The sequence below is a fragment of the Deltaproteobacteria bacterium genome (assembly GCA_019309045.1).
Lineage (GTDB): Bacteria > Desulfobacterota > Syntrophobacteria > BM002 > BM002 > JAFDGZ01.
Map to the genome: position 1 here is coordinate 1 of JAFDGZ010000032.1, position 26214 is coordinate 26214.

General features: G+C 54.0%; 23 protein-coding genes. 2 read left to right on the top strand and 21 right to left on the bottom strand.

Annotation, left to right across the window (positions count from 1 at the left end):
• Positions 1–141: 141 nt before the first annotated feature.
• From hisA to JRI89_08505, 6 genes are all read right to left on the bottom strand, one after another.
• Positions 142–906 carry a 1-(5-phosphoribosyl)-5-[(5-phosphoribosylamino)methylideneamino]imidazole-4-carboxamide isomerase gene (hisA, locus tag JRI89_08480; GenBank protein MBW2071277.1) on the bottom strand — a complete coding sequence of 255 codons (765 nt, stop codon included), beginning with the start codon at positions 904–906 and terminating at the stop codon, positions 142–144.
• The gene (locus tag JRI89_08485; protein ID MBW2071278.1) at positions 903–1292 is read right to left on the bottom strand and encodes an acyl-CoA thioesterase; all 390 of its coding nucleotides are present in this window, start codon (positions 1290–1292) and stop codon (positions 903–905) included. The genes hisA and JRI89_08485 overlap by 4 nt, the downstream gene beginning before the upstream one ends.
• 46 nt (positions 1293–1338) lie before the next feature.
• Complete coding sequence (locus JRI89_08490) at positions 1339–2580, bottom strand: cofactor-independent phosphoglycerate mutase (GenBank protein MBW2071279.1); 1242 nt, start codon at positions 2578–2580, stop codon at positions 1339–1341.
• 82 nt (positions 2581–2662) lie between these two features.
• On the bottom strand, positions 2663–4006 hold the full coding sequence (locus tag JRI89_08495; protein ID MBW2071280.1) for a homoserine dehydrogenase: 1344 nt from the start codon (positions 4004–4006) through the stop codon (positions 2663–2665).
• Positions 4007–4036: 30 nt separating this feature from the next.
• Entirely contained in the window at positions 4037–4186 is a 150-nt protein-coding gene (locus JRI89_08500; GenBank protein ID MBW2071281.1) for a hypothetical protein, read from the bottom strand.
• 159 nt (positions 4187–4345) lie between these two features.
• On the bottom strand, positions 4346–5527 hold the full coding sequence (locus JRI89_08505; GenBank protein ID MBW2071282.1) for an aminotransferase class I/II-fold pyridoxal phosphate-dependent enzyme: 1182 nt from the start codon (positions 5525–5527) through the stop codon (positions 4346–4348).
• A gap of 395 nt (positions 5528–5922) precedes the next feature.
• Here JRI89_08505 and JRI89_08510 point away from each other — a divergent pair, with 395 nt between their 5' ends.
• Both JRI89_08510 and JRI89_08515 read left to right on the top strand, forming a co-directional pair.
• Positions 5923–6963 carry a phosphoribosylformylglycinamidine cyclo-ligase gene (locus JRI89_08510; GenBank protein MBW2071283.1) on the top strand — a complete coding sequence of 347 codons (1041 nt, stop codon included), beginning with the start codon at positions 5923–5925 and terminating at the stop codon, positions 6961–6963.
• Between the two features lie 275 nt (positions 6964–7238).
• Positions 7239–7430, top strand: coding sequence for a 50S ribosomal protein L28 (locus JRI89_08515; GenBank protein MBW2071284.1), 192 nt, complete (start codon positions 7239–7241; stop codon positions 7428–7430).
• A gap of 116 nt (positions 7431–7546) precedes the next feature.
• Here the strand turns inward: JRI89_08515 and JRI89_08520 are convergent, their stop codons facing one another.
• The 15 genes from JRI89_08520 to JRI89_08590 all read right to left on the bottom strand — a co-directional run bounded on the left by JRI89_08520 (position 7547) and on the right by JRI89_08590 (position 25899).
• A complete protein-coding gene (locus tag JRI89_08520) occupies positions 7547–9703 on the bottom strand; it encodes a bifunctional (p)ppGpp synthetase/guanosine-3',5'-bis(diphosphate) 3'-pyrophosphohydrolase (protein ID MBW2071285.1) in 2157 nt (718 codons plus the stop codon).
• A 169-nt stretch (positions 9704–9872) separates the two neighbouring features.
• Positions 9873–11306 carry a proline--tRNA ligase gene (locus tag JRI89_08525; GenBank protein MBW2071286.1) on the bottom strand — a complete coding sequence of 478 codons (1434 nt, stop codon included), beginning with the start codon at positions 11304–11306 and terminating at the stop codon, positions 9873–9875.
• A gap of 139 nt (positions 11307–11445) precedes the next feature.
• Complete coding sequence (gene ispG, locus JRI89_08530; protein ID MBW2071287.1) at positions 11446–12525, bottom strand: flavodoxin-dependent (E)-4-hydroxy-3-methylbut-2-enyl-diphosphate synthase; 1080 nt, start codon at positions 12523–12525, stop codon at positions 11446–11448.
• Between the two features lie 95 nt (positions 12526–12620).
• Complete coding sequence (locus JRI89_08535; protein ID MBW2071288.1) at positions 12621–12896, bottom strand: hypothetical protein; 276 nt, start codon at positions 12894–12896, stop codon at positions 12621–12623.
• Positions 12897–13237: 341 nt separating this feature from the next.
• A complete protein-coding gene (locus JRI89_08540) occupies positions 13238–13765 on the bottom strand; it encodes a hypothetical protein (GenBank protein ID MBW2071289.1) in 528 nt (175 codons plus the stop codon).
• A gap of 111 nt (positions 13766–13876) precedes the next feature.
• A complete protein-coding gene (locus tag JRI89_08545; GenBank protein ID MBW2071290.1) occupies positions 13877–14671 on the bottom strand; it encodes a PAC2 family protein in 795 nt (264 codons plus the stop codon).
• A 132-nt stretch (positions 14672–14803) separates the two neighbouring features.
• Complete coding sequence (locus JRI89_08550; GenBank protein MBW2071291.1) at positions 14804–15166, bottom strand: hypothetical protein; 363 nt, start codon at positions 15164–15166, stop codon at positions 14804–14806.
• A 76-nt stretch (positions 15167–15242) separates the two neighbouring features.
• Positions 15243–16175 carry a ribonuclease Z gene (gene rnz / locus JRI89_08555; GenBank protein MBW2071292.1) on the bottom strand — a complete coding sequence of 311 codons (933 nt, stop codon included), beginning with the start codon at positions 16173–16175 and terminating at the stop codon, positions 15243–15245.
• Between the two features lie 73 nt (positions 16176–16248).
• The gene (locus JRI89_08560) at positions 16249–17385 is read right to left on the bottom strand and encodes a mechanosensitive ion channel family protein (protein MBW2071293.1); all 1137 of its coding nucleotides are present in this window, start codon (positions 17383–17385) and stop codon (positions 16249–16251) included.
• Positions 17386–17799: 414 nt separating this feature from the next.
• Positions 17800–20772 (bottom strand): DNA polymerase III subunit alpha, encoded by a 2973-nt coding sequence (locus tag JRI89_08565; GenBank protein MBW2071294.1) that lies wholly within the window; start codon positions 20770–20772, stop codon positions 17800–17802.
• Between the two features lie 22 nt (positions 20773–20794).
• Positions 20795–21988 carry a hypothetical protein gene (locus tag JRI89_08570; GenBank protein MBW2071295.1) on the bottom strand — a complete coding sequence of 398 codons (1194 nt, stop codon included), beginning with the start codon at positions 21986–21988 and terminating at the stop codon, positions 20795–20797.
• Positions 21989–22002: 14 nt separating this feature from the next.
• Positions 22003–22605 carry a transcriptional repressor LexA gene (gene lexA, locus JRI89_08575; protein ID MBW2071296.1) on the bottom strand — a complete coding sequence of 201 codons (603 nt, stop codon included), beginning with the start codon at positions 22603–22605 and terminating at the stop codon, positions 22003–22005.
• Positions 22606–23030: 425 nt separating this feature from the next.
• Positions 23031–24899 (bottom strand): aldehyde ferredoxin oxidoreductase family protein, encoded by a 1869-nt coding sequence (locus tag JRI89_08580; protein ID MBW2071297.1) that lies wholly within the window; start codon positions 24897–24899, stop codon positions 23031–23033.
• Positions 24900–24957: 58 nt separating this feature from the next.
• Complete coding sequence (locus JRI89_08585) at positions 24958–25503, bottom strand: hypothetical protein (protein ID MBW2071298.1); 546 nt, start codon at positions 25501–25503, stop codon at positions 24958–24960.
• Positions 25504–25554: 51 nt separating this feature from the next.
• Positions 25555–25899: a hypothetical protein gene (locus tag JRI89_08590; protein ID MBW2071299.1), complete on the bottom strand. Its 345-nt coding sequence runs from the start codon at positions 25897–25899 to the stop codon at positions 25555–25557.
• Between the last annotated feature and the right edge of the window lie 315 nt (positions 25900–26214).

A 26214-nucleotide genomic window follows, 5' to 3' on the forward strand; every position in this document is an offset into this window, starting at 1 on the left:
CATGATATATCTCACCTCGTTGATGATAGGTTCCTTGCTTCAAACGCATTCTATCTGCTTGTTTTATCAAGCACAACGAGGTTTCCTACTTTTTTTGACGGTGGATTAGGGTCTGGCAGCACTGGCCTGTTGCCGCTGTCCTCAATCGTCAGCCATAAGATTGGCGCCCTCACTGCTGCTCTTCGCACCTGCCACCTCGAGGGCTTCTCCCAGGGTCATTTTACCCGAGTAAAGAGCTCGGCCTATGATGACTCCAACAACGCCGTCTTTTTCTATCGTACGCAATTTGCGGATATCTTCTATGCTTCCCACACCGCCTGAAGCAATAACCGGGACGTTTATGGCTCGAGCCAGCTCTCTGGTAGCGTCGATATTCGGACCGCTCTCCATGCCATCCCTGAGTATATCAGTATAAACAATGGCAGCAAGCTCCAGAGACTCGAATCTCCGGGCCAAGCTGATAGGATCAATGGATGTGGTTTCGCTCCAACCCTCAACTGCAACGCGTCCCTGGCGGCTGTCAATACCAAGGACAATTCGTCCTGGGAAGTGTTGACAGGCCTTCTCCAGAAGCTTGGGATTCTTATGGGCCGCAGTAGCCAGGATTACCCTGGCAACACCGAGATCCATGTAAGCTGCCACCGTGTCGAGTGTTCTGATGCCCCCACCCACCTGCACTGGAATGTTAATCTGACGCACTATGGCACTTAATGCATCACGGTTTCTGGGGTTCTTCTCGAAAGCTCCGTCCAGATCCACCAGGTGGAGCAATTCTGCTCCCTGTTGTTGCCAGCGAACCGCTGTCCGCACCGGATCGTCGGAGTAAACAGTGGCAGTGGCCATATCTCCCTGGGCCAGACGTACGCATTGGCCGTTTTTGAGATCGATAGCAGGAATTATCTTCATTTCACACCAGCCGCCTGTCGCCTGCTGTCATCTTCTTCGAGGATGCTCAACAGCTCACGCAAAAATTCTGGGGGTCTATATACCTTGCCATCGTCGTCTGTGCAGACGTGTACCGTGTAGCCTTCTGCCAGAAGCTTATGGTCACTCTTGCGGTATATCCGATAGTCGAAGCGCAGCCTTGCCTTGCCCTGGAAGCTGAAGTCAGTTTCTATGCAGATAATATCATCGTAGCGTGCAGGCTGATGATAACGGCAGTAAGCCTCGTAAACCGGCAGAAAGCATCCCTGTTCTTCAAGCTGTCGATAGCTGCTGCCACAACGGCGGAAGAATTCTGTACGGCCGATTTCGAACCATTTTAAATAGTTGGCATAGTAGGCTATCCCCATGGCATCCGTATCGCCATAGAGCACCCGCTGTTCTGCTCGAAAATAGTCACTGGACGCCGCCGCTTCGGAGTGACCCACGAATAAACGCCTCCATTAGAGAAAAGCCGGGCTTGACTAGCATATTGCTGTGGCGGCCGCTGCGCTCACAAAAGCTCCTGCTACATTGCTGTTCTCCAAGAGGTAGATCAGCAATCACGAAAGGCACCAGACCCCTGGCATGAGTTCTGCTCCGAATCGGCGTAAGATGATCCGTGATCAGCAGCAGCCGCAGGGGCTGAATCTGGCCGCCCGCCTCAAGAAGTGGGCCTACTACCTGCTCATCGAAGGCTTCAATTGCCTGCAGCTTCAAATCGAGTCTGCCTTCGTGCGAGACCTCATCTGGCGCCTCCACATGCAAGAAAACCAGATCCTTTTCTGCCAGAGCCTTCTTGGCAGCATCAACCTTGCCCTGGTAGTTGGTATCCAGATAGCCAGTAGCGCCCTCCACCGCCACCTTTTGCAGACCGGCACAGGTTCCCAACCCCATAATTAGATCCACAGCAGATATGGCCACCCCGGTGATGCCATATAGTTCTTGCAGGGTGGGCATCTCAGGTCTGCGTCCCTGGCCCCACAACCAGATGGCATTGGCCGGAGCCAGACCCTGCGCCTGTCTCTGTCTGTTGATGGGATGCTGCGCAAGGATACCCATGGCTTCCTGCACCAGCGACTTCAACAGCGGCACTTCATCGTACACTCTCCAGTACTGCGCCACCGTCTCTCCAGTCACATCATGCGGTGGAGTGATTTTGACGTCACTCTCACCCCTGTGCCACACCATGAGGTGTCTATAACTCACACCAGCATAGAAGCAGACCTCCCTGTTGCCCAGATTTTCCTGAAGAGTCCGCACCAGTTGTCGACTCTCCTCAGAGGTAATATGGCCGGCTGAGTAGTCGGCCAGCACGTATTCCCCTGCAGTCTCTTCTCTGAGAGTCACCAGATTGCAACGGTAGGCAACGTCCTCAGGGCCGAGCTTTACATCCATGCTGGCCGCCTCCAGTGGAGCGCGACCCGTGTGGAACTTTTTCGGGTCGTAACCCAGGATAGTCATATTGGCCACATCACTGCCTGGTTCCTGGTCGGCAGCAATAGTCTCGGTCATACCCAGCAATCCACAGCTGGCCAGCCTGTCCATGTTGGGAGTATGGGCAGCTTCTAGAGGCGTTTTGCCATCCAGTACCTCCTGCGGCTCATCCCCCATACCATCTCCCACCAGTATGAGATATTTCTGCTTCGTCTCTGTCATTGCCGCCTCTCAGGCATGAGCCTAGAGGATAGATCTTTCTAGCCAGCAAAACCTTTACAAACGGCTTCAGCCAACACTATCCTCAATGAGATGGTGTTTCAAGCATGTTTTCCTCGGCAACCCCGCCATTTTCCACCCGAATGAGTCTGGTGGGAGCTGTCACTACCTTGAGTTTGTCGATTTCTGCCAGGGCGAGCCTGACATCCTTTTCTCGAGCCTCATGGGTCATCATCACCAGGGGTACGGAACCTTTTGCCCGGCGTCCCTTTTGAATAACTGAGGCAATACTGATGTCGTGTTTGCCAAGAATCCCGGCTATCTTGGACAGGACCCCCGGCCGATCGACTGCTGAGAAGCGAAAGTAATAATTGATGACAAGCTCCTCCATGGGCTTGAGGACTCGAGGCTGCGCCGTGTTGTTATCACAGCTCAGTGGAGGCAGCCGCACAGTGCCGCCAGCGAGTAAACTGCGGCTGACGTCCACAAGATCACTCACCACAGCACTGCCAGTGGGCATCATTCCTGCACCGAGGCCATAGAGCATTATGTCGCCTACCGCATCTCCTGATATGTGGACGGCATTATAAACTCCATCCACTTTGGCGAGCATGTGTTCACAGGGAAGCATGGTGGGATGAACCCGCACCTCCACCCTGCCGTCGTCACAGCGAGAAATGGCCAGGAGCTTGATCTGATAGCCAAAATCACCGGCAAACTGTATGTCGAGGGGTTCAATTTGACTGATGCCCTCGATGTACACTTCCCGGAAGTCCACTTCGCAACAGTAAGCGAGCGAGCTCAGAATTGCAATTTTGTGAGCCGCATCAATACCTTCGACGTCAAGGGTCGGGTCTGCCTCGGCAAAACCGTGTGCCTTGGCTTCATCGAGTGCTTCGCTGAATGTTGTGCCGGCTCGGCTCATGCGGGTGAGTATATAGTTGACCGTGCCATTGAGAATGCCGTAAATGCGGTTGATCCGATTGGCTACCAGGCCTTCCCGAACAGATCGTATGAGCGGAATGCCGCCCCCGACTGCTGCCTCAAAAGCCAGGGTTACCCCCTGTGCTCTCGCTACTGCGAACAGCTCGCTGCCATGAATAGCAAGTAGCGCCTTGTTCGCAGTAACCACATGCTTGCCCCGTTTCATGGCTTCAATGAGAAAGGTTCTCGCAGGCTCCATGCCGCCGATCAATTCCACCACTATCTGGATGCTGTCATCTGTGAAGATGTCTTCCACCCTGGTGGAGAGAACCTCAGCCGGCAGATTGACCGGGCGAGGCCGTTCTACGTCAATGTCAACCACTCTCTTGAGGTGCAGGAACGCTCCCACCCTCTCCGCCAGTACTTCCCTGTTTTCCTGAAGGATCTTGGCAAGACCACAGCCAACTGTTCCCCAGCCAATCAAACCTACCTGAATCTCCTTCATGGCAAGAACTCTCAGCAAAGTGTCAGCAATTCACACCGTCCACAATTCCTCGCCTCGAATTGCCTCTCTCAGCGACTCCCCCGGCAGTTCTGCAGCCATCTTCACTGCATCATCAGCAGGCATAATGTGGCAGAACAACACGCCAGCCTTGTCCAACCTCGTCTCACAACAAAAAGACACCAGATAGCGAGCCCTCCCACTGCCCTGGTGTCTGTCCAGTGACCGGTCAATATTTCTCAAGCACACAAAGCAAATATATGCAACACCATTTCGGCTGCTTGCCCAGAGAAATTTGTGGCAGATGCGTCCTCAGGTCCTCAGCATTCAAAACAAGGGCTGTCAACGCAGTACCCGCCTGATACCTCGAATTGCCTGCCGGGTACGCTCTTCATTCTCCACGAGAGCGAACCGCACATAATCGTCGCCATATTCACCGAAACCTCTCCCTGGCGATACGGCAACTTTAGCCTCCTTTATAAGGAACTTGGAAAATTCCAGGGACCCCATGTGTCTGTATTGTTCGGGGATGCGGCCCCAGACAAACATGGTGGCTTTTGGTTTATCAATGGCCCAGCCTATGCGGTTAAGGCCGTCCACCAGCACATCTCGCCTGGAGCGATATATATTGACTATTTCCCTTACACAACTCTGATCCGAGTTGAGGGCAATTATAGAGGCTATCTGGATGGGCTGGAAAATACCGTAGTCGAGATAACTCTTCAACCTCGTCAGTGCAGCAATAACTCCAGAATTGCCTACACAAAAACCCACGCGCCAGCCAGGCATGGAATAGCTTTTCGACATGGAAAAAAGCTCAACGCCAATCTCTTTGGCACCTTCCACCTGGAGAAAGCTGGGAGCCATCTCGGAGTCGAAGACCAGATCGGCATAGGCAAAATCATGGACTACAAGCATGCTATGTTCTCGGGCAAAATCACAAATTTTCTGGAAAAATTCCAGATCGACCACCTCAGTGGTGGGATTGTGTGGAAAAGAAATGATCAACATTTTCGGATGCGGCCACGTTTGCTTGGCAGCAATTTTGAGATCCTCGAAAAAGTCTCGATCTTTGCTGATTGGAATGCTGCGCAAGTCGCCACCGGCAATGATGACCGAGTAGGGATGAATGGGGTACGTCGGGTTTGGAGCAAACACCACATCACCCGGGCTTATCAGGGCCAGCACTAAATGCGACAATCCCTCTTTGGCGCCGATGGTTACCACCGCTTCTGTCTCCGGGTCGATGTCCACATCGTACCTTCTCTTGTACCAGCCCGAGATAGCCTCTCTGAGCTTGGTGATACCTCGCGAGGCGGAATAGCGGTGATTGTGGCTTTTCTGAGCAGCCTGCAGCAACTTGTCCACTATGTGCGCAGGAGTAGGTATGTCCGGATTGCCCATGCCCAGGTCAACAATGTCTTCTCCCGCCCGTCTGAGCTTCATCTTCAGTTCATTGACTTGGGCAAATACATAAGGAGGCAGTCGCCTCATTCTGCTGAATTGTACGAGTTCTTCTGTCATGATTCCCATCCTGATATGTATCGAGATTTTGCAAAGATACCTTAACCTTTTTCGCTTGTCAAAAATTTTCTCTGCGGTGAAAGCATTTGACAGCTGCAGCCACCACTTTTACAATGGCAAAGAGTATATTCACTTGTTAGCAGATCAAGCCGCTGCCTCGGTCATGTTGCTTCTGTATCCGCTGGATTCTCACGACTCCTCCGGGTGCCACGGCGCATTCGACGTCGCCAGGTCTCTGTGGCGAGTTGCGGTTGTGGGCATGGCAAGGTGTGTGGTACCCTCGCTAATGATGCACGCCGCCACCTTTAGCCTACGCGGTCAGGTGCCACATGCTCCACAGCTATTTCCAATGAGTACTCGTACTACCCAGCAAGATCGAATTTACTGGAGGATGCATGTCTACCGAGCATTATAAGGAGGCAGGTGTAAACCTCGACGCCGCCAACGAACTGGTATCGAGAATCAGTCCTTTGCTGAGAGCAACTTTTCACGCCAGTGTTATCACCAACATCGGCCAGTTTGGTGGGCTCTATTCTCTCGGCAGCATGGAGTACGAGCAGCCAGTGCTGGTAAGCTCCACTGACGGCGTAGGCACCAAGCTCAAGATAGCCTTTATGGCCAATCGCCACGATACTGTTGGCATTGACCTGGTGGCCATGAGTGTCAATGACATTCTTGTCCAGGGAGCTCGACCTCTCTTTTTTCTTGACTACTTTGCTGTGGGCCGTCTCGACCTCGACCTGGTGAGCACGGTAATTGCCGGCATTGCCGATGGATGTCGGCAGGCGAAGTGCTCGCTCATCGGCGGTGAGACCGCCGAGATGCCCGATTTTTACAGAGAAAATGAATACGACCTTGCTGGCTTTGCAGTAGGAATAGCTGAAAAGGAGCACATAGTTGACGGCTCCGATATCCGGGTGGGAAATCAGATTGTTGGACTCGCCTCCAGCGGACTCCACAGCAATGGCTACACTCTGGTGCGCAAGATTATTTTTGAAGAACTGGGTCTCGGTGTCAGTGATTTTCTTCCAGAATGCGGCTGTACCGTTGCTGAGGAGCTGCTCAGACCGACGCGCATCTACGCCGAAGCCGTGCAGGTTATATTGCGCGACTACCAGATCAGCGGCATGGCGCACATTACGGGGGGCGGTTTGCTGGACAACCTCGAACGCATTCTGCCGCGCGCCTGCCAGGCCCGCATCCGGGAAGGCAGTTGGCCGGTGCCTGCCATTTTCTCCATTCTCAAACAACACGGCAGATTGTCGGACAGTGAAATGCGCCGCGTCTTCAATAATGGCATAGGATATGTCCTGGTGGTGCGGACCGAAGAGCTCACAGACGTGCTAGAATTACTGCATGGTTTGGGTCAGCCCTCCTATCACATCGGTGAGATTCAGGCTCGCGAGGAGGGAGAACCTGCGGTGATCATCGTCTGATTGTCCATTTTCTCCCCAGTCTTTCATCCTGTCTGCGACTGCAGCTCATGGCAATAGGGCCTGGTTGGGTTGTCGGTGATCGGTAATTGGTTGGAGGGAAATGCCCTGTCAATATGAGGGAAGCTTCTGTTTGCGTATTTTCGCTTGCCAATGGCCTGACGATATGGTAGATGAAGCGCCTGCAGTCAGCGAGGTTCGTGGATAGCTCTCTCCCTGCCAGCTGAACAGCTGCAGCAGACAACAATCTCGTCACGGGTATGTGGAGGATAGTGGCAATGGCAAAAGTATGTGAAATTTGTGGGAAACGCCCACAGGTGGGCAACAACGTCAGTCACGCCAATAATAAGACGAAACGGCGCTGGTATCCGAACCTCCAGCGGGTAAGGGCTCAGCAGCAAGGTTCCATCCGCTATATCAGGGTCTGCACTAGATGTCTACGATCAGGTCGGGTACTGAAGCCGGCATAGTTCCAGGGGAAATTTCACAGCCCCCAGATGATATCCCCTGAAGCTGTGCGAAAGATTCTTTCTTGATGGCAGGTGAATTTTGAACGCCGGGCAGGCCGCATATTTCAACGAAAGCACTAATGGACTTCGAGAGTAGTGGATCTGTGAACTTCGACGACATTGTCAATTTTTCTTACTGCGGCCAGGGCGCGGCTCAGATGATCGATATCCCTGACCTCCAGAACAAATTTTATCTCTGCCAGATTATCGACCCGTGTGCGGACATTCGCTTCAACAATGTTAATGTCGAGGTTGCTCAGGGTGCCGCTGATTGCGGCCAGCATACCCTTGACGTTTGCACAGAGAATTACCAAACCCACCGGATGAACAGCATCCTCTGCCTGGTGCCATTCCACATCAATCCGCCGCTCGAAGCCGCTGCTTAGCAAATTGGGGCAGTCAGCTTTATGAACTGAGACGCCCCGTCCTCTCGTGATGAAGCCAACAATCTGATCCCCGGGCAAAGGATTGCAACACTTGGCAAATCTCACCAGGATGTCGTCCACACCCTTTACCAGCACTCCCCCGCGCTCAGGTGCCTGCGGTTTGCCTTCAATGCGCTCAACCGGAATCTCCTCCGGTCTTTCAGTGGCATCAATAATACTGGCAAGCTTCCCCACGGCCTGCAGCGCTGAAATCTTCCCGTAGCCGATGCTTGCCAGAAGATCTTCAACCTTTTGCAGGGAGAATACCCTGGCAACTTTCTCGAGCTCCTCCGAATTGAGATATTTCTGGAAATTAAGACCATGCTTGCGAAACTCGCGCTCGCAAATTTCTCGTCCCAGGACAATGCTCCGCTCCCTCTCCTCGGTCTTGATCCAGTGACGGATCCGAGTTCGAGCTCGAGACGTCTTGACAATCTTCAGCCAATCCTTGCTCGGCACGTGTTTGGGTGAAGTGATGATCTCTACAATGTCACCGTTGCGCAGCTGGTATTTCAGTGAAACTAATTTGCCGTTTACTTTTGCTCCCGTGCAGCGATGCCCCACCTCGCTGTGAATACTATAGGCGAAATCGATGGGAGTTGCGCCTCTGGGAAATGCTTTCACTTCCCCGCGGGGAGTAAAAACGTAGACTTCATCCGGAAAGAGATCCACCCGGACTGTTTCCAGAAACTCTCTGGGATCTTTGAGGTCCTGCTGCCACTCCAGAAGCTGCCGGAGCCAGGCGAAGCGTTTACTGTCACCTTCCGGCACACTCCTTCCCTCCTTGTACACCCAGTGGGCCGCAATACCTTCGTTGGCGATCTTGTGCATTTTTTCAGTGCGGATCTGCACCTCCATTCGCTCCCCATAAGGGCCCACCACCGTGGTGTGCAGGGACTGATACATATTTGCTTTCGGCATGCCGATGTAATCTTTGAAGCGGCCGGGAATAGGCTTCCATAAAGAGTGGATCATACCAAGAGTTTCATAACATTCACGAATGCTTCCCAGAATGATCCGAAAGGCAATAATGTCATAGATGTGTTCCAGGTCGAGATTCTGGGCAACCATCTTCTTGTAGATGCTGTAGATGTGTTTGGGGCGGCCGCTTACAGTGCCGGAAAGGTTGAACTCGGCAAGTTTTTCCTGGAGGACGGTTCTCACCTTTTCGATATAGCGCTGCCGTTCTTCTTCCGTGTTTTTCAGACCCGAAACAATCTCTTCATAGATTTCCGGGTGGAGAAATGAAAAGGCCAGATCTTCCAGCTCTTTCTTGATCCAGTCGATCCCCAACCTGCCGGCCAGGGGAGCATAAATATCCATAGTTTCCTGAGCAATGAGGCGCTGTTTGGCTGGGGCGTGATACATCAGGGTGCGCATGTTGTGCAGTCTATCAGCCAGTTTGATAAGAATGACCCGGATGTCATTGGCCATGGCCAAAATCATTTTACGGACGTTTTCAGCCTGCCGTTCTTCATAGCTGCTGAACTCAAAACGCCCTATTTTGGTCACACCATCTACCAGACGATAGACCTCATCGCCAAACAGGCGGCGCAGATCGTCTGCCGAAGTATTGGTATCTTCCAGGGTGTCGTGCAGGAGTCCGGAGGCCACCGTAAAGACATCCAGCTTCATTCTGACAAGAATGCCCGCAACTTCCAGAGGATGCATGAGGTAGGGTTCACCTGAAAGGCGCACTTGCCCTTCATGGGCCTTGCCGGAATAGACGTAGGCCTTTTCGATCAAGCGGATATCCGCATCCGGATGATAAGAGATAACGCCATCAATTATATCGTTTAGACGAATCATGGCACCAGTGAGAACCTGAGTACATGGTGGCGGTTCAGCAGCGCTGCAGTGTATGTTGCTCCCTGCAAAAACTGGACAATCTCAAAGCCAGCACAGCTTGCAGCTGCAGGCTGAAGGTCACTCAGACCGGTTCCCTGCTCCGCTCATGTTGCCATTACAAGAACAACAATCAATACGCCTTGGCAAAATAGACCCGTTGCTCAGCACTTTTGCCGCAAAACACACAGGGCCCTGGCTCCTGCTTTTTCTCGTCAATGGGAATACATCTTATGCTCGCCATAGTGTCTTCTTTGATTCTCGTCTCACATTCTACTGAACCGCACCAGTGGCTGACGAGAAAACCTCCCTGCTCTGCAACTATTTCTTTGAAACTATTATAATTATCCACCATATGGGTGTTTTGATCAAGAAAACCGAGAGCACGGGCGTACAGGGAATTCTGAATCTCTTCCAGCAGCACCGGCAATTGCTCAGCAAGCTCGCTGCCTGCAAGCGTCTTCTTTTCCCCTGTGTCTCTCCTGACCACAACTACCTGCTGCTGTTTGAGATCACGTGGGCCCACTTCAATCCGCACCGGGACCCCGGCCCGCTCCCACTCATTGAATTTCCATCCTGGAGTATATTCCTCCCTGGCATCAACCCGATGGGAGATGCTGTCTCCAATAGCCGCTGACAACCGATCAATATAAGTTAGAAGTTCACTGTGGCCTTCTTTGCCCTTGAAAATGGGTACAAAAACCGCTGCCAGGGGCGCCAGTCTGGGGGGCAGCACCAGGCCTCTATCGTCACCGTGGGTCATGATTAGAGCACCTATCATCCGGGTGCTCATTCCCCAGCTTGTAGCCCAGACAAGTTCCACTTTTCCTTCCTGATTTTGAAAGGTTACATCAAAAGCCTTGGCAAAATTTTGGCCCAGGTTGTGTGAAGTACCTGCCTGCAGAGCCTTGCCGTCCTGCATCAATGCCTCAATAGTGTAGGTATGGAGAGCACCGGCGAATTTTTCTTTTTCCGACTTCTTGCCGGCTATAACGGGCATGGCAACATAGTCTTCAGCAAAGGTCTTGTACACGCCAAGCATGCGCAAGGCCTCCTCCTCGGCTTCTTCGGCTGTGGCGTGCGCAGTATGGCCCTCCTGCCAGAGGAATTCAGTCGTCCGCAGAAACAATCTCGTGCGCAGCTCCCAGCGAAGCACATTGCACCACTGGTTTATAAGAAGAGGCAGGTCACGGTAGGACATGATCCATTTCTTGTACATACTCCATATGATGGTTTCCGATGTGGGCCTGATAACCAGCGGTTCCTCCAGCTCTTTTCCTCCTCCGTGCGTCACTACAGCGCATTCAGGAGCAAAACCTTCCACGTGCTCCGCCTCCTTGTGGAGAAAACTTTCCGGAATGAGCAGAGGGAAGTAAGCATTTTCATGTCCCGTCTCTTTGAACATTCTATCAAGGCTGGCTTGCATGCGCTCCCAGAGGGCGAAGCCATAAGGGCGAATTACCATGCAGCCCTTCACCGGAGCATAATCTGCCAACCTGGCCGAAAGGATTACATCAGTGTACCATCTGGAAAAATCTTCCTCGCGCGGAGTAATACCTCTCTTCATGTCGCAGCCTCACTCTATCTTCATGTATGAATGTCCAGGGATTAACCGATTGTCAGTGGAATACCATACGCCTCCTGTATGGCATGTGGTCATAGCTGCCATTCTTTCCGAGCCCTCTTGATTGCCACAATCAGTGTAGCTACACCTCTTCTCCAGTCATGGAATGGATCTCCTGCAGCAAGCGAGACATCAGGTGCTGTTCGGGAATTTTCTCCACTACCTTGCCCTTCTTGAAAAGAATGCCCTGGCCTCGGCCGGCAGCAATGCCCACATCGGCCTCTTTCGCCTCACCGGGGCCGTTTACCACGCAACCCATGATAGCAACCTTCAATGGAGTCTTGACTTGCAGTACTTTCTTCTCTACTGCCTCGGTGAGGTTTATGAGATCGATCTCGCACCGCCCGCAAGTTGGACAGGAAACAAGTTCTATGCCTCTCTGTCTGAGGCCCAGGCTCCGGAGAATCTCATAACCCAGTCGAACCTCATTCACCGGGTCGCTGGTCAGTGATACTCGAATGGTATCACCAATTCCCTCGGCCAGCAAAAAGCCGATCCCCAGAGTCGACTTCACTGCGCCGACAAGCAGCGGTCCTGCTTCTGTCACTCCCAGATGAAAGGGATAGTCCACCTTATCAGCAAGAAGGCGGTAGGCGGCGATCATGGTTGCCACATCCGAGGATTTGAGGGAGATCTTGATTTCATGAAAATGGAGAGACTCCAGGAGGTCTACCTGCCTCAGGCTGCTTTCCACCATTGCCTCAGGTGTAGGACCGCCAAATCGCTCCAGGAGATCTTTGTCCAGCGAACCAGCATTGACGCCAATGCGGATAGGTACGCGCCGTTCCTTGGCAGCGTGGACCACAGCAGTCACAGCCCGGGGGCCGCCAATGTTGCCGGGGTTTATCCGCAGGCCGTCAACTCCTGCAGCAAGAGCTCCAAGGGCCAGTCGATGATCAAAATGAATGTCAGCCACAATCGGCACAGAGGCTTCTTTCTTTATCTGGGACAGGGCCTGAACCGCCTCCTGATCGAGCACTGCAACCCGAACGATCTCGCAGCCAACCTCGGTGAGACTACGAATCTGCCTCAAGGTGGCTGCCACATCCCGGGTGTCAGTGTTGCACATGGACTGCACCACAACAGGGGCCTCACCCCCTATGGCTACACTGCCTACTGCTATCTGCCTGCTTTTTCGCCTTTGCCTGCCTGCAATAACCATTGTCCACCCGATAGCCAAAAGCGCGGGGGAGTAGGTAACACTCCATACCCGCGCCTTTTGCTTAGAGTCAATTTTGGCAATCAGGAACAGTACCTTTACAGGTCATCCACATCGATCCGCCGGATGAATGCCTTGACCGAATCCATCCACTGCTGCAGATTGCACTCCTTGCTGTCAGGATCACAAAACTTCACTGCCGTACCCTCGACACACTCCACCCGGACAACATTGCCAGCCTCATCCTGCACCTCTCGACTGAAGGGGCATTCATCAAGTTCTACCGTGCCTTCACCATGGAGAACACCGTCCTTTTCAACCACGTCATTGCTGTCGGCCCTGAACTTGATCTTTTTCTTGGTCCAGCTTCCCATATTTTCTCCTCGGTGTTGCCCGCAGTAAGATATTACCCAAGAGTGTCACAGGAACGCAAGAAATTTTTCCGCAATTTCCATCCCCTATCTCGAGCCAGCGAGTAACTCACTTTCGCCGCTAGACGCAGTTTTATTGTAGCAGACAATGAGCAGTAGGTGCTGTGCAGGAGGCAGTAAGCACTAGGAACGTAGTAATTGGACGGGGTTATGCAGTTCCTGAAAACCGATAACTGATAACTCTGACTGGCAAACGCAGGCTAAAGCCTGCGCCTACCGACTCATTGCCCTACAGCCTATACCCCGCGGCTCCCCGATAACCAATACCGGTTAACCGATCTCCCTCACCCCAACCAGGGAGGCTCCTCCCTCTTGATATCCACTTGCAGGCGCTCTGCTGGAATCCCCATTTCCAGGAAATCTACAACCCGCCGCAGATCCCTGGCCATTCGGACAAATCCCTCGTATGAGACTGTTACCGCTGCAGGCGCCTGGGCAGAATCAGAGTAGGTGGAACGAAAAAGGCGGCTGCCCTCCTCGAGCAGCTCGAGAGCAGCTTTGTACAATCCCATTCTCACCAGTACGCCGGCCTTATTGGCCAGAAGTCCCATGCGAACCACTGGTCCAGAGCCCTGTATGGCAAGACCTCGATCAAGGAGAGCAAGCGCTTTGTCGCCCGCCCCTTCCTGGGCATAGACATAGGCCAGGTCCCGGCAGACCAGGGCAACCTCTTGCTGCAATCGTTGTCTGCCGGCGTACTCCAGGGCGCGGTGAAAGTAATCAAGGGCCCTGGGAATTCGTCGTTTGGCATACGCCCCATATCCCTGCAGCAGGTAAAGTCTTACTTGCTGGTCTGCCTCCTCCAGGAACACTCGAGAATCTCCTGCTGGCAATATGGGGCGGTGTTTTGAGGACGATGAGGCATGTGAAAATGAATCGCTTTCCCAGACAGCGCGAACAGTGCCAGCTTCGCTCCAACCCCTCTAGTGAACCGTAACCGGTCCTTCAGGCTCGTTTGCCTGCTTTTCTTCTTCTTTCTCTCTCTGTTCCAGAGCCAGCAGGTAGCGATCAATCTCTTTCTCTGTGTGCTGAGCCAGCTCCTCCAGTTCCTCCAGATTTAACTTGAGGTGCAGCACCTTGCTGAGCACTTGCAGCACTGCCATGGAAGCTTTTGGATTCTCAATTTCTGTGGTGTAGAAAGGTATCTCCCCGAGAAAACAGGCCCCCCTCATACCCTGTTGTTTGGCCACTCCCAGCAGGAGGCCATTCATGCCTGACACATGGCCCTCGTTCAACACCCGGTGACAATAGGGCGACAGCTGATTCAACAAATCTGTTTCAGTGGCAGTGACCCACACTCTTGACTCCTGGTAATGGTTGATGGATGAAGGCATGGCAGCCGCAGTAAACACCTCCTCCACACCATAGCTGCGGGAAAATGCCAGTAAAGCCTTGGCAAGTTCATACTCCTTGCCAGGCACCGGCTGCTGGTCTCCGATAAATAGAAGGAGGTCTCCCGTGGGGGAAGGCCCCTTTCTCTTCCAGTAGTAAAAACCGCTGCGTGGTGGCAGGGTAGCTTGAATCACGCCATTCTGAATGGTCACCCCTGCCACCTGAAAGAATTCTGGCCGTTCCAGAACAGCCAGATCCTGGGCTCTCAGTGCTTCATGGAGAAACAAGAGGATCTTCAGAGCCACGTGCCCCATCCCAGGCCAGCCTGCCAGTAAAACGGGTTTATTGAGTTCTGTCTTGCCAACAACTTTGAGCAGCTTAGCCAAAAGCTTCTACCTCCGTAGTATTGACTTTTTCAAGTCTTAAAATAATTCAATCACCCCTACTATTCAAGTGCCGGGGCCTTTCAACGGTGCGACACTTGCAAGTTCTGCCCGCAGCAAACCTGCATTGCTGCCTCAACCGCAAAATCCACAATTCGTCTCAGCTCGCACTTGACAACAGAGATGCAGCAAGGCCACTGCAACGGCCTGCTTCTTCTGAGTGGCTGTACCCCACAAGGGCCAGCGGTGCATGGCTACAAGAGCCTGCCGAAGCCCATCTTCAAAAAGAGATGCCCTTTCAAATTCGCCATAGGCCCTGCCGCTAAGTGGGTCATGTGTGGGAAACCACACAGGCACCCAGCCTGCGATATTCTCGTCGAAGCTCTGCCAGGCATCGTGAAGCGTAACACCCGCAGGGACCGTTTCCCAACAGATGTCCGGCAGAGGCAGACTGTCATCCAGAAACTCCCCAAGCAATGGGCTGGCTGTTCTCTTCATGATGATCTTTCCATCCCTTCTGCAACTACTCCTGCCAGAACCTCTCACACAGCCGCCATTTTTCTCATTCCATGTTTCAGTCATCTGCAGGTAGAGGAACCCTGTAGACCCCCAAGTCTTCACCCACCTCAACAGTTGAAAATTCAGGGCTAACCGCAGCGGCAAGGAGTTCGTTCTCCTTCTTGCTATAACGAGGGCTGATGTGAACGAGGACAGTCCTGTGTACTCCCGCTCTCGAGGCCAGACGCACTGCTTCGCTTATAGTCAGATGGCCTTTTTTCTCTGCCTCCTCAGCGTGCTCTGGCAAAAACATGCCCTCTAAAAAAGCGATATCAGCATTGGCACAGAGTCGATATATTGACTGCACCGGTCGGGTATCGACCACATAAGCCACACTGCGACCTCGCCGTGGAGGTCCAAGTACCTGCGCTGGAGTGATGGTTCTGCCATCCGTCAAGGCAACTGGCTCTCCCTTCTGAAGTCTGCCCCAGAGCAATCCTCTTGGAACTCCCAGAGAGGCAGCGCGACCTGGATTGAATCTTCCGGGCCTTTCTTTTTCTTCCAACCGGTAGCCCAGACAGAGGGTGCTGTGTTTCAAGGGCCGCCAGAGGATTTTCACTTCACCGTCTTCGTATGCCAGCTCATGGGCTTGCTCCGACCATTCCACAAAACGAATGGGGTAGTTGAGATAAAAAGCAAGGCATTGGTGATTCAGCTCCACAAACTGTTGAATCCCTGGAGGTCCAAGCACAACTAGAGGATCAGGATTAGCCAGCTGGGCTCTCAACATCAGCAGCCCGGGAATGCCAAGACAGTGATCAGCATGAAGATGACTGACTGCCAGTACATCCAGGCCCCGGACTCCTATTTTAGTCTTTTTCAAGCCAAGCTGGGCGCCTTCTCCGGCATCGAACAGAAAAATCTTGCCGTTTATCCGAACTGCCAGTGAGGTGAGCAGACGGTCCGGCATGGGCATCATACCGCCGCTGCCAAGAAGTATACATTCCATCTGTAGTCAACTGTCCTCGTCTGCCTATATTGCTGCCGTGATCCAGCAAACCATCACACCGCTCGCTCAGCTGTCAGTCAGAGTCCTGTCGAGCAACAGCGAGCTCAGCTTTGGCCTCTTTCTGGCGCCAGCGGCCATGGGTGTAAAGGTGCACATCTCTTTGTGGGTAAGGAATCTCGATGCCAGCCTTATTGAGAGCCTTGTAGATCTCACAATTCAACTGGTGCATCACTTTGCCCTTTTCTCGGGGATCTTCCACCCAGCAGAGCAGTTCAAAATCGAGAGAGGAGTCGCCAAAGGTGCGAAACCTGACTCTCGGCTCTGGATGGCGCACCAGGAGGGAGTTCTGCCGAGCCACCCCGAGGAGCACCTCTTCCACTTCCTCCACATCAGATCCATAGGCTACGCCCACCTTGAGCCGCACCCTGAAGCGAGGCTGTGGGGCGCTTTCATTGACAACCTTGGTGTTGGCGATAATCGAGTTGGGAATGGATATCTGAACATCGTCTCTGGTAAGAATCCTGGTGCTTCGCAGCCCTATTTCCACAACTTCGCCCCGTTCACCTGAATCGAGAATAATGTAGTCGCCCATCCTGAAAGGCTGATCCAGAAAGACGCTGACGCCGCCGAAGAAATTGGCAAGCGTTTCCTTGGCAGCCAGAGCCACTGCCACGCCGGCGATTCCAGCGGATGCCAGCAGCGGGGTCACATTTATCTGCCATATGGAAAGCAGCCAGAAGGCTGCCCCGGCCAAGACCAGTACCTTGGCAAGGTTCTCACCCAGGCGGATAATCTCGATCCCCTGCCTGCCAGCCTGTTGCCAGTGGTGCACCCAATCAACACTTATGCGGTGGAACACCCTGTTGACGGCCAGCGCCCACATCAATACCATTATGCTTTTCAGCAGACCCACCAGAATAAATTCGAAAGGCGGCCGGGGGCCGAGCCAGCGCACAGAAGCAAGAGCACCAAGGAGGACGATAGTCAGCCAGGTAGGGCGATGTACTGCCTTCAAGATTGCATCATCAAGACGAATCTTTGACCTGCGCACCAGTGAAAACAGCACCCGCTGAGTGAACAAATCCACCAGCTTTGCAAGAAAAAGGGCTGCAGCCATTATGATCGCGGCACCTGTTACCTTAGACTTGCTTACTAAGGCCCAGACGTCAGGCAGCCACTTGTGCACACTATCCACAATTTTCTCAAACATAATACCCTCGAGCCTTGAAGAGAAACCTCCGCCTCAAAAAAACCAGTTCTAAGCCTGCTCCTGTAGACTGAGACTGGACCATCATACTCGAAAGCGAGAGACAAAGAAAGCTCCGGGAAAAAGCAAGGAGACTTGCGTCAAGTTGCTGTGCGGCGGCAATGCAGATTTGCGGTATCACTGAGCAAAAGAAAGTATTACAAAGACTCCCCATGCAAATCAGTAGCGGCCGGGGGGTGTTTCTGGTACAATTTTATTCAACATCGAAAAGCTGGTCCTCAGGACCAGTCCGAGAGCAGGCCAGGCCATTACTCCGCCACACCATCACTCCAGCAGATTGCCCCAGGGGGAAAAGACCACTGAAGCCCCCTCAGGGGGGGAGCCCAGAGCCGGGTTATCTGGACCGGGCGGGATTCTTTACAATCTCCAGATCTTTTCCACGTTGAGACTTATGGCTCCTTCTTCTTCTGTGACTCGCCCTTTAAGGAGATACGCCCTGTTCATGTCGATGATTTGACAGTAGCGTCGATAGGCTGCCGGGAAAAAAGTCGCCTCGAATATGCCTGTCTCATCCTCGAATGAGACGAACTCCATGGCCTCCCCCGCCCGTGTCAGTATCTCCTTGCCGGTTATGGACCAGGCAGCCACGGTCACCCGGCGGCCAACATGACGACTGAGCTGCTTGGCAGGAACAACTTGCCGGCCAGAGGCGGCAATCTTTTTTTTTGCATAGCATCTCAGAGGATGTACAGACAGGATAAACCCCATGGTTTCCTGCTGGTGTCGCAACTTGGTCAGGCAGTCATAATCTGCTATTGCTGGACAACCAGACGAGGGCGTCATTCTGGGAAACAGGAGAACAGAGCCGACCGCCAGCCGCGGCTGGCGGTGGCCATAAAACCACCAGAGCATCTGTGGTCGGTTGAGGTTGCCAGCTATAGAGTCCAGGGAGCCGCTTTGCACCAGAAGGCGGCAGGCAGCCGGCTCCGGATTCACTCTCTGGCGAAAATCCACCAGGGAACAAAAGGGACCGCCCTGCTGCCGTTTCTCTCTGATTTTTTCCTGCAGCTGCCGGGAAAGCCCCTGAAGCTGCTTCAACCCTACGCGCAGGGTTCGATTTTTGCCCACATAGTCAAGCTCGCTTTTGTTGATGTCCGGCCCACGCACCTCGAGTCCCAGGCGCCTTGCTTCAGAAATATAGGCAAAGGTTGAATAATAGCCTCCACCGTTGGATATTACTGCTGCCATGAACTCGGCCGGATAGTGCGCTTTGAGGTATGCCGACTTGAAGCTCACCAGGGCATAGCTGGCAGAGTGGGGTTTGCAGAAGCTGTAGCCTCCAAAAGACTCCATCATCTGCCATACTGCATCGATCACTCTCTGAGGAACACCACGGCGGCGGCATCCTCGATAAAATCGCTGGCGGTAATCCGGCAGCTGCTGCCGACTCTTTTTGGTCAGGGTCTTGCGCAAACAGTCAGCTTCGGCTGCATCGAAACCGGCCAACTCCATGGCCACCCTGGAGACGTCTTCCTGGTAAACCATGATGCCGTAAGTCTCCTCGAGAACCCTGTCGAGCAGCGGATGGATACTCTTGTAGGGAATCCCTTTGAGCCGACGTACGTACTCCAGGACGTACCGGTTGGCAGCGGGTCTGATAATGGAAGAGTGGATGACGAGATGCTGGTAGTCTCCCCGACCGGTCATCTGTTGCAGACGCCGCATGGCCGGCGATTCAACGTAAAAGACTCCCATGGTCTCTCCTCTAGCCAGCAGCCTCTGCGTTGCCGGGTCGTCCAGAGGGTTGAGTTCAGCATAAGAGATTCTTCGACCACTGTTGGCATGAATGGCGGCAAGGGTGTCCCTTATTACTGCGAGGGACCGATTTCCCAGCAGGTCGATTTTCACCAGGCCAGCAGCTTCTGTCTGTTCTTTTTCCCACTGAATCACCCGCACCCCCTTGGGCGCCAGCTGAACCGGCACATGGGAAGAGACCTTTTCCGGAACGATGACTGTGCCGCCACAGTGCACCGAGATATGCCGTGGAATGCCTTCCAGGCGGGCAGCCAGTCTGAAGATCTCGGGCCAGGGCGGCTCCAGCCGAACCCCCTGGAACTTAGGGTGGGAGGCCAGCCGCTGTGATATTTTGCCTGGCGCGCTGAAAGAGGAGAGACGCCGGGTTACCCGGGCGATCTCGGCTGCCGGGATGCCATACACCTTGGCCACCTCCCGCACCGCGGCTCTGGCTCGAAAACCCACATGATTGGCCACCATGGCGAGGCGCTCTCTGCCATAAGTCTTTTCCACGAAATCCAGGACTTCATCTCGTTCGTCCCAGGGGAAGTCCACATCGATGTCGGGAAGATCCCGGCGGTTCGGACTGAGAAAGCGGCCGAAGTAGAGCTGGTGTCGCACAGGATCAACGTGAGTGATGCCAAGCAGGTAGCTCACCAGGCTGGCAGCAGCACTGCCCCGGCCGCAGGTGATTGGGGCCCGGCGGACAATGTCGGCTACTATCAGGAAATAGTCAGTAAATCCTTTGTCCCTGATCAGAGCAAGCTCCTCCTGCAGGCGCTCCTTTACCGCAGGATTCATGGCGCCATACCGCTGTTCCACCCCCTGGAGACATTTACGCTGCAGCAATTCGAAGTGGTCATGTTGTTGATCCCGGTAATGGGGAAAGATTCGCTGGGCAAATTGCCAATCTGTGTGGCAGTGTTGCGCCAGCCGCGCTGCCCCTGCCATTGCCTCTGGACAATGGGGAAAGTGGCAGGCCATATCCTTCTCTCCCTTCAACCATTGCTCAGGGCTGGCAACTTCTCCCGGGGGCAAGTTGGCAAGCGTGGTATTGAGATCAATGGCGCGCAACAGGCAATGGAGCTCGTAGTCGTTTGCGTCAGCAAAATAGACCCGATTTGTGGCCACCAGCGGCAGGTCATGCTCCCGGGCAAAACGCAAAGGCATCTCCCCTTTCTGCCCCGGGCATATCTCCACATGGAGCTCGGCCTTGCCTTCCAGGACGGAAAGTAATTCCAGGTCTGCACTCAGCACGGCCACGCCCGGCAATCCAGTAGCCAGAGCAGCTCTGAGTGAGAAGGCATCCTCCAGGTGACAGCGGCTTACCAGCTCACTCAGGCAGGGATAACTCTCCGGGGTTTTCGCCAGCAGCAGGGCCTGTCCATCCCGGGCTGTCAGCTCTACTCCCACAACAGGGGCAATGCCTTCTCTCCTCGCTGCTTCGAGGAAAAAAGGCAAGCCGTAGAAACCATTGGTGTCGGTGAGGGCCAGATGGCTTATGCCCCGGTCACGGGCTGCTGCCACCAGGGCGTCCACGTGGCTCGCGCCATGCATAAAGGAATAACAGGAATGCACGTGTAGATGGCTGAACATGGCTGCAAAGAGGAATTATTAGCTACCTTTGAAGCGGCAAGCCGGCGCCGCCAACCTTGCCGTAATAGATTGCCCCGGCACCATAACGTTGGCGGATATGATCCAGGGCTCTGACAAGCTGCTCTTCTCTCCGACAACAATGGTCATCCCAGGAAAACAACGAAAGTTGACCAATGGGATGGTGCAGCTGAGTAGCAGTCAACACCAGCCCTCGGACACGCACACGACGTTGTCCAGCCCGGGCAAAAAGTCGAGAGGCAGTCTGGAAAAGGACGCTGTCCAGGAAAAACTCACTGCCGGCAGCTGCACATGTACTCCAGGCTCGAGTCTGCACCCCGTCGGCATAGATTACAGTGAGATCCAGGGCTCCCGGACATCGGTTGCCGGCTCGCAGCTGCCGGCCCAGCTCTTCCACCAGGCCGTAGAGGTGTCCGAGCAGTCTGGAGCGCCGATTTTCATCTTCTCTGAGCTGCATCCTCTTCCGAAGCAGAGGAGCCGCTTCCGGGACTGTTACCGGAGAAAAATCCTCTCCCAGAGCCATCCGCCGCAACCGCTGGCCTGTCCTGCCGAAAACCGTCTCGAGAAGCCCCGACGGTGCTGCTGCCAGATCCCCGATTACAGAGAGATTGAGATCCGCCAGCAGTCTTTTGGCTGTGACGTCTCCCACCCCGGGAAGCGCCTGCACTCCAAGAGGCGCTAAAAAAGCAGCTTCTCCTCCGGGAAACACATCATATAGCTCCTGCACCCGAATCACCCGGGCCGCTACTTTGCTCACCAGCTTATTGCTGGCCAGACCAACCGCGCTGTCCAGCTGCATCTTCTGCAACAGCAATTTCTGCATTCGGTCCGCCACCTCGAGAGTAGCTCCCCACAACCGGCGAGTCCCAGTGACATCCACAAAAAAGTGCCCCCAGCCAGCCGATTCCACCAGGGGTGAAAAAGTGGCAAGAGCCTGCCACACCTCCCTCTGGACCTGACGGTAAAAGGAAAAATCCGGCGGCAGGATGGTGAGCCGCCGACAATGCTGCCGCGCTCGGGACACTACCATGCCCGGCTTGATGCCTTCCTGCGCAGCTGCAGCGGAAGCTGCCAGAACTGGGGTTCGCCCCTGCCCAGGAGCGATGACCAGGGGCCGCTGCTTCAATTCCGGCCGCCGCTGCTGCTCCAGAGCAATACAAAAGTTGCGAATATCGAGATGAAGAATATTGCGTAACATTTCCGCATTCCGCATTATCTTTTATAGTGCCTCATCAAGCCAATCACCACCCCGATGATCTCCACCTGAGCAGCTGCCACTTTCAAGGACTGCATCTGCTCATTCGCTGGTCGGAGCTCCACCTGGTCTCCCTGCTGGTAAAACTTCTTTACCGTTGCTTCACCGTTGATCTGCGCCACTACAGTCTGCCCATTTTCCGCATGATTCTGTTTGCGGATTATGAGCACATCGCCATGGCGAATGCCTTCGTCCACCATGGAGTCTCCCTCTACCTGAAGGGCAAAATTATTGCCGCCGGCAAGCAAACTCTCGGGAACTTCGACGGTTTCGGGCACTTCAATCATCTCGAGGGGAACGCCGGCAGCCACCCGGCCAAGGAAGGGTACAGTCGCTGCAGTGGTGCGCAGGGGACGCAGCTGCAAGGCCCGTTTCTGATTATCCCAGGGGCTTTCGAGGTATCCTTTGCGTTCGAGCTGCTTGAGGTGCTTTACCACCGAATTGAGGGAGCGAAAACCAAAATGATCCCTGATCTCCGTATATGAGGGCGGACAACCCCTGCGGCGAATATATCCCTCCAGATAGCGGTAGACACTCTTCTGTTTTTCTGTCAATTGCAAGGCAATCCTCCCGGAATTCACTACAGACTAGTTGAATCAGCTTGCAGCCACGGTGTACGGACGAAGATGTCAGTCGTTTATTCATCGCAGCGAGACGCTGCGATAGGCAGGTATCAGCGGCCAGCACCGCCAAACCCGCAACAATGGATATACAAATTATAAGGTGAAAGAAAGGTGAAAGTCAAGAGAGAAAAATATCGAGGCCATCGAAAAAAGCACAAGGTATAAGATAATGGCAAAGCGAAATGGTAAAAAAGTGAAAAGCCGTAATTGGCAGCTACGGCCTGCGACCAGTTCAGTCGACACCCGCCCCACAGTGGAAGGCAACTCGCAACTCGCGGTCCCCGGTCTATTTTATTGGATCGCGGCTAGAGAACCGCTTCTACCAGGTCGTTCGCGACAAGCAATAACCGGCAAACCCGTTTTCAGTTAACCCCTACTGCTCCTCCTTCCTTTTCGAGCCCGAGCTCCTGCAGCTTTTCTCTAGTAGGAATACCCTGGCCGTTCCAGCCCCGGTGTTTGTAGTAGTCCTCACGCAATTGCTCCATAGCTGGCAGCCGCGTCTCCCAGCCTTCCGCCTGCTTCGGCAGCTCGAGAATCCGTCGAGATATGTTGTCTGCTGTGCTCGGCTCGAGGCCGCACCCCAGGTTGAAAAGCCGCTTGAGATTAAAAATCCTCTCTCCTGTCAGCATAAAGGTAGCCAATGTCATGGTCTCTCCAACGATCTTTTCATACCAGTCCAACATGTGGGTGAGGTTCAGGCCGCCGAAAAGCATGAATTTGCAGACTTTGAGTGAATCGAGCATCCCCATGACATTCTGACCGGTGGCAGCAAGTTTGCCCTTGTCTGTAGGATCGAGGCGGTCCGGAAGCTCGGCGAGGCCAATCTCCGGCAAAGTGAGGGCCCTCTCAAATGCATGCGACAGGCTGGCCAGATGGCAGGCGCCCCTTGCTGAGGTGGCATAGGACAGGGCCAGACTGCCATAAGCGCGAGGATCGTGCATGGGAAGCTCCAGGCCATTGCCGTGCACCGCAAATTCCTCAGCCTCGCCGCCGATGATTGCTGCAGCCTGCCGAACTCCTTTGGCGAGTATCTCGCCGAGGCCGCGATTCTCACAAATCATTTCGAGCACAGCCACCATGGCCCTGCCATTACCCCAGGTGAGCTCCAACCCGCCGGTGTCTTTCGAACTGATGAGTCCTCTTTCGAATGCTTCCATGGCAAAGGCCACCAGGGCACCTGCAGAAATTGTGTCAACACCATAGCGGTTGCAGAGATCGTTCCCAGCAATCACTGCCTCGAGGTCGCTCACCAGGCAAAGGGATCCCAGGGAAGCGAGGGTTTCGTATTCAGGGCCCGCTCCTTCGATGTCACCGTAGGTGCTGCTGTGGAGCCGAACCTCGCGGCCGCAGCGCACCACGCAGCCCTCACAGCCGTAGGTGCCCGTGCCAAAACGTTCGGCCATGGCAGCGCCGTTGATTTGCAAGGCCTCTTGTTCCCAGCGCTGCGATCCCTTCCAATTCTGCAAGGGCAGTGAGCCCAATCTTTCAAAAGAAGACACATTGCCTGCTGTGCCAAACTTCGTCATGCCGGCCAGATTCTTCTTGATGCCGGAAGCCAACTGCTGCAAAGAGCGAAGCAGTCCTTTCCTGTCAGCCAGCTCAGTTTCTTGCTTGCCATATACAGTAATTGCTTTGAGCTTTTTTGCTCCCATCACTGCCCCGAGGCCGCAGCGCCCCGCTGCTCGCGCCGCTCGGCCATCATTCAAGATTGCTGCCAGGCGCACCAGTTTTTCCCCGGCCGGTCCTATGCAGGCTGATACCGCTCTGTCAGTGGTCTCAGCTCGCAGAGCCTCATCAGTGGCAAAGGTGTCTTTGCCCCACACATGAGCCGCATCCCTGATTTCCACCCTGCCGTCATAAACCCAGAGATACACCGGCCTATCCGACTCCCCCACAATGACCATGCCGTCAAAGCCTGCCCGCTTCAGTGACGCCCCCCAGGTACCGCCGGCATCTGACTCGGCAAAAATGCCTGTAAGCGGCGAGCGGGCCACAACTGCATGTCTCCCAGAAGTCAAGGCAGGAGTGTTGGCGAAAGGTCCTGTCATAAAAATCAGGGGATTTCCACCAGCCAGTGGCTGCACCCTGTATGCCTTCTCATCCCACAGCATCTTTGCTGCCAGACCGCTGCCGCCAATAAATTCTCTGAGGGTCTCCTCTGCTGGCTGCACAACTTTCACAGAGGGAGCGCCAAGGTCGACATAGGCAATCTTGTGCATGTAGCCCTTCATGCAAAACCTCCTTTTCTTTGACCTCAAAAGGATGTGACAAGAAATGGCAGATGGCGTATCAGTGTTTGCCCTTGAAACGGAGAGACAGTTGATTGGGAGGAACGCTGCTCGACTCCAGTGGCGCAGCAGGCGCTGGTTTGAGGCCAGCATGCCTCAGGATGCGACTCACCATTCTGCCATCCACCTGGATCGGACAACGCTGCGAAACCCGGCGAGCAATTTCACTATCGCTGATGCCCGGTTCGTTCACATACTCTTTGATAACCTCCATTTTGCTCAAATGATCCACCTTCCAGGGCCCTTTGGGGCCGGGTTTGTCATCCATCACAGCGCGCAAGCCTCGTTCCTGACTGCGGATGAGATATCTCTCCAGGGTTTCGCGGTCAAGGCCAAAGCCAGCACAAAGTTCTCTGAAGCTGGCCACACCGATGCGAGCAAGTTGAATGACCACCGCTTTGCGAAACTCGCGATCATTTTCTGCATAGACCGCGTACAGGTCTCCATCCTTGTAAACTTTTACCTGGCCATCTTCCTTGCGGATTACCAGCCGGGAATTGATGCGGCGTTCATTGTTGTCCAGTTCCAGTTTGAAAAACCTGTACATTTCTTCACCTGTTTTCGAGGAGGCCACAACGACCATATAGCGAAACAAGTGTTATTCTCGTGGAAAAAGTGAAATAACCTTCCCCTTCTCTTTGGGCGCCTCTGGTTGTCCCTTTCTCTCGGCAGTTCCCTTTTCCCCCTCTTCAGGAACCATTACTTGCTGGTTGGGAGATACCACCTTCTCGAGCACCACCTTTTTGCCGCCCATGGTAAAGGCCGTGCCGTCAATATATTCCTGCCGCAGGATCCAGGTGATCTGTATGAGCGGCACCTGCAATACCAGCAGTCCAACCTGAAACCACTGTGGCTTCACGTCCGGCTCTATGCTTTCGATCCTGGCAAAGAACGTTGGTTTGTCCTCCACATGAACCAGGACCACATCTCCTTCTTGAGCCATGTATTGCTCCCTATGAAAGGATATTTTCAGGTCAACACCGGCAGCCCTGTGGGGGCAACCGTGGTAAGCAACTGCAACTCGAACTGAAAGGGACTTAGCCCGGGCACTTCATGAATCGCTCCAGGGGGTGATTGCAAAAGTGAATGTTCTATAAAAGGCAGTCCTTCTCATGCTCCTGCAGAGCCAATTCAACCGAGGCCTGAACTGGAAGAAGCAGGCGCCTCTTCAGGGCTCGGACAGGCGCGCGCTCCTGATCTCAAGTCTAGCTGCGAAACTTCTCTGGTAAGCAAGTGTTTATGTAAAGGTGGATTCAAT

Coding starts and splice junctions, on each gene's coding strand:
- ispG (MBW2071287.1), bottom strand. CDS start 12,525: ATGGTTATTGCAGGCAGGCAAAGGCGAAAAAGCAGGCAGATAGCAGTA.
- JRI89_08525 (MBW2071286.1), bottom strand. CDS start 11,306: ATGAAGAGAGGTATTACTCCGCGCGAGGAAGATTTTTCCAGATGGTAC.
- JRI89_08495 (MBW2071280.1), bottom strand. CDS start 4,006: ATGAAGGAGATTCAGGTAGGTTTGATTGGCTGGGGAACAGTTGGCTGT.
- JRI89_08510 (MBW2071283.1), top strand. CDS start 5,923: ATGTCTACCGAGCATTATAAGGAGGCAGGTGTAAACCTCGACGCCGCC.
- JRI89_08505 (MBW2071282.1), bottom strand. CDS start 5,527: ATGACAGAAGAACTCGTACAATTCAGCAGAATGAGGCGACTGCCTCCT.
- JRI89_08550 (MBW2071291.1), bottom strand. CDS start 15,166: ATGAAGAGAACAGCCAGCCCATTGCTTGGGGAGTTTCTGGATGACAGT.
- JRI89_08560 (MBW2071293.1), bottom strand. CDS start 17,385: ATGTTTGAGAAAATTGTGGATAGTGTGCACAAGTGGCTGCCTGACGTC.
- JRI89_08535 (MBW2071288.1), bottom strand. CDS start 12,896: ATGGGAAGCTGGACCAAGAAAAAGATCAAGTTCAGGGCCGACAGCAAT.
- JRI89_08490 (MBW2071279.1), bottom strand. CDS start 2,580: ATGACAGAGACGAAGCAGAAATATCTCATACTGGTGGGAGATGGTATG.
- JRI89_08580 (MBW2071297.1), bottom strand. CDS start 24,899: ATGAAGGGCTACATGCACAAGATTGCCTATGTCGACCTTGGCGCTCCC.
- JRI89_08590 (MBW2071299.1), bottom strand. CDS start 25,899: ATGGCTCAAGAAGGAGATGTGGTCCTGGTTCATGTGGAGGACAAACCA.
- JRI89_08585 (MBW2071298.1), bottom strand. CDS start 25,503: ATGTACAGGTTTTTCAAACTGGAACTGGACAACAATGAACGCCGCATC.
- hisA (MBW2071277.1), bottom strand. CDS start 906: ATGAAGATAATTCCTGCTATCGATCTCAAAAACGGCCAATGCGTACGT.
- JRI89_08515 (MBW2071284.1), top strand. CDS start 7,239: ATGGCAAAAGTATGTGAAATTTGTGGGAAACGCCCACAGGTGGGCAAC.
- JRI89_08570 (MBW2071295.1), bottom strand. CDS start 21,988: ATGTTACGCAATATTCTTCATCTCGATATTCGCAACTTTTGTATTGCT.
- JRI89_08520 (MBW2071285.1), bottom strand. CDS start 9,703: ATGATTCGTCTAAACGATATAATTGATGGCGTTATCTCTTATCATCCG.
- JRI89_08565 (MBW2071294.1), bottom strand. CDS start 20,772: ATGTTCAGCCATCTACACGTGCATTCCTGTTATTCCTTTATGCATGGC.
- rnz (MBW2071292.1), bottom strand. CDS start 16,175: ATGGAATGTATACTTCTTGGCAGCGGCGGTATGATGCCCATGCCGGAC.
- JRI89_08485 (MBW2071278.1), bottom strand. CDS start 1,292: ATGGGGATAGCCTACTATGCCAACTATTTAAAATGGTTCGAAATCGGC.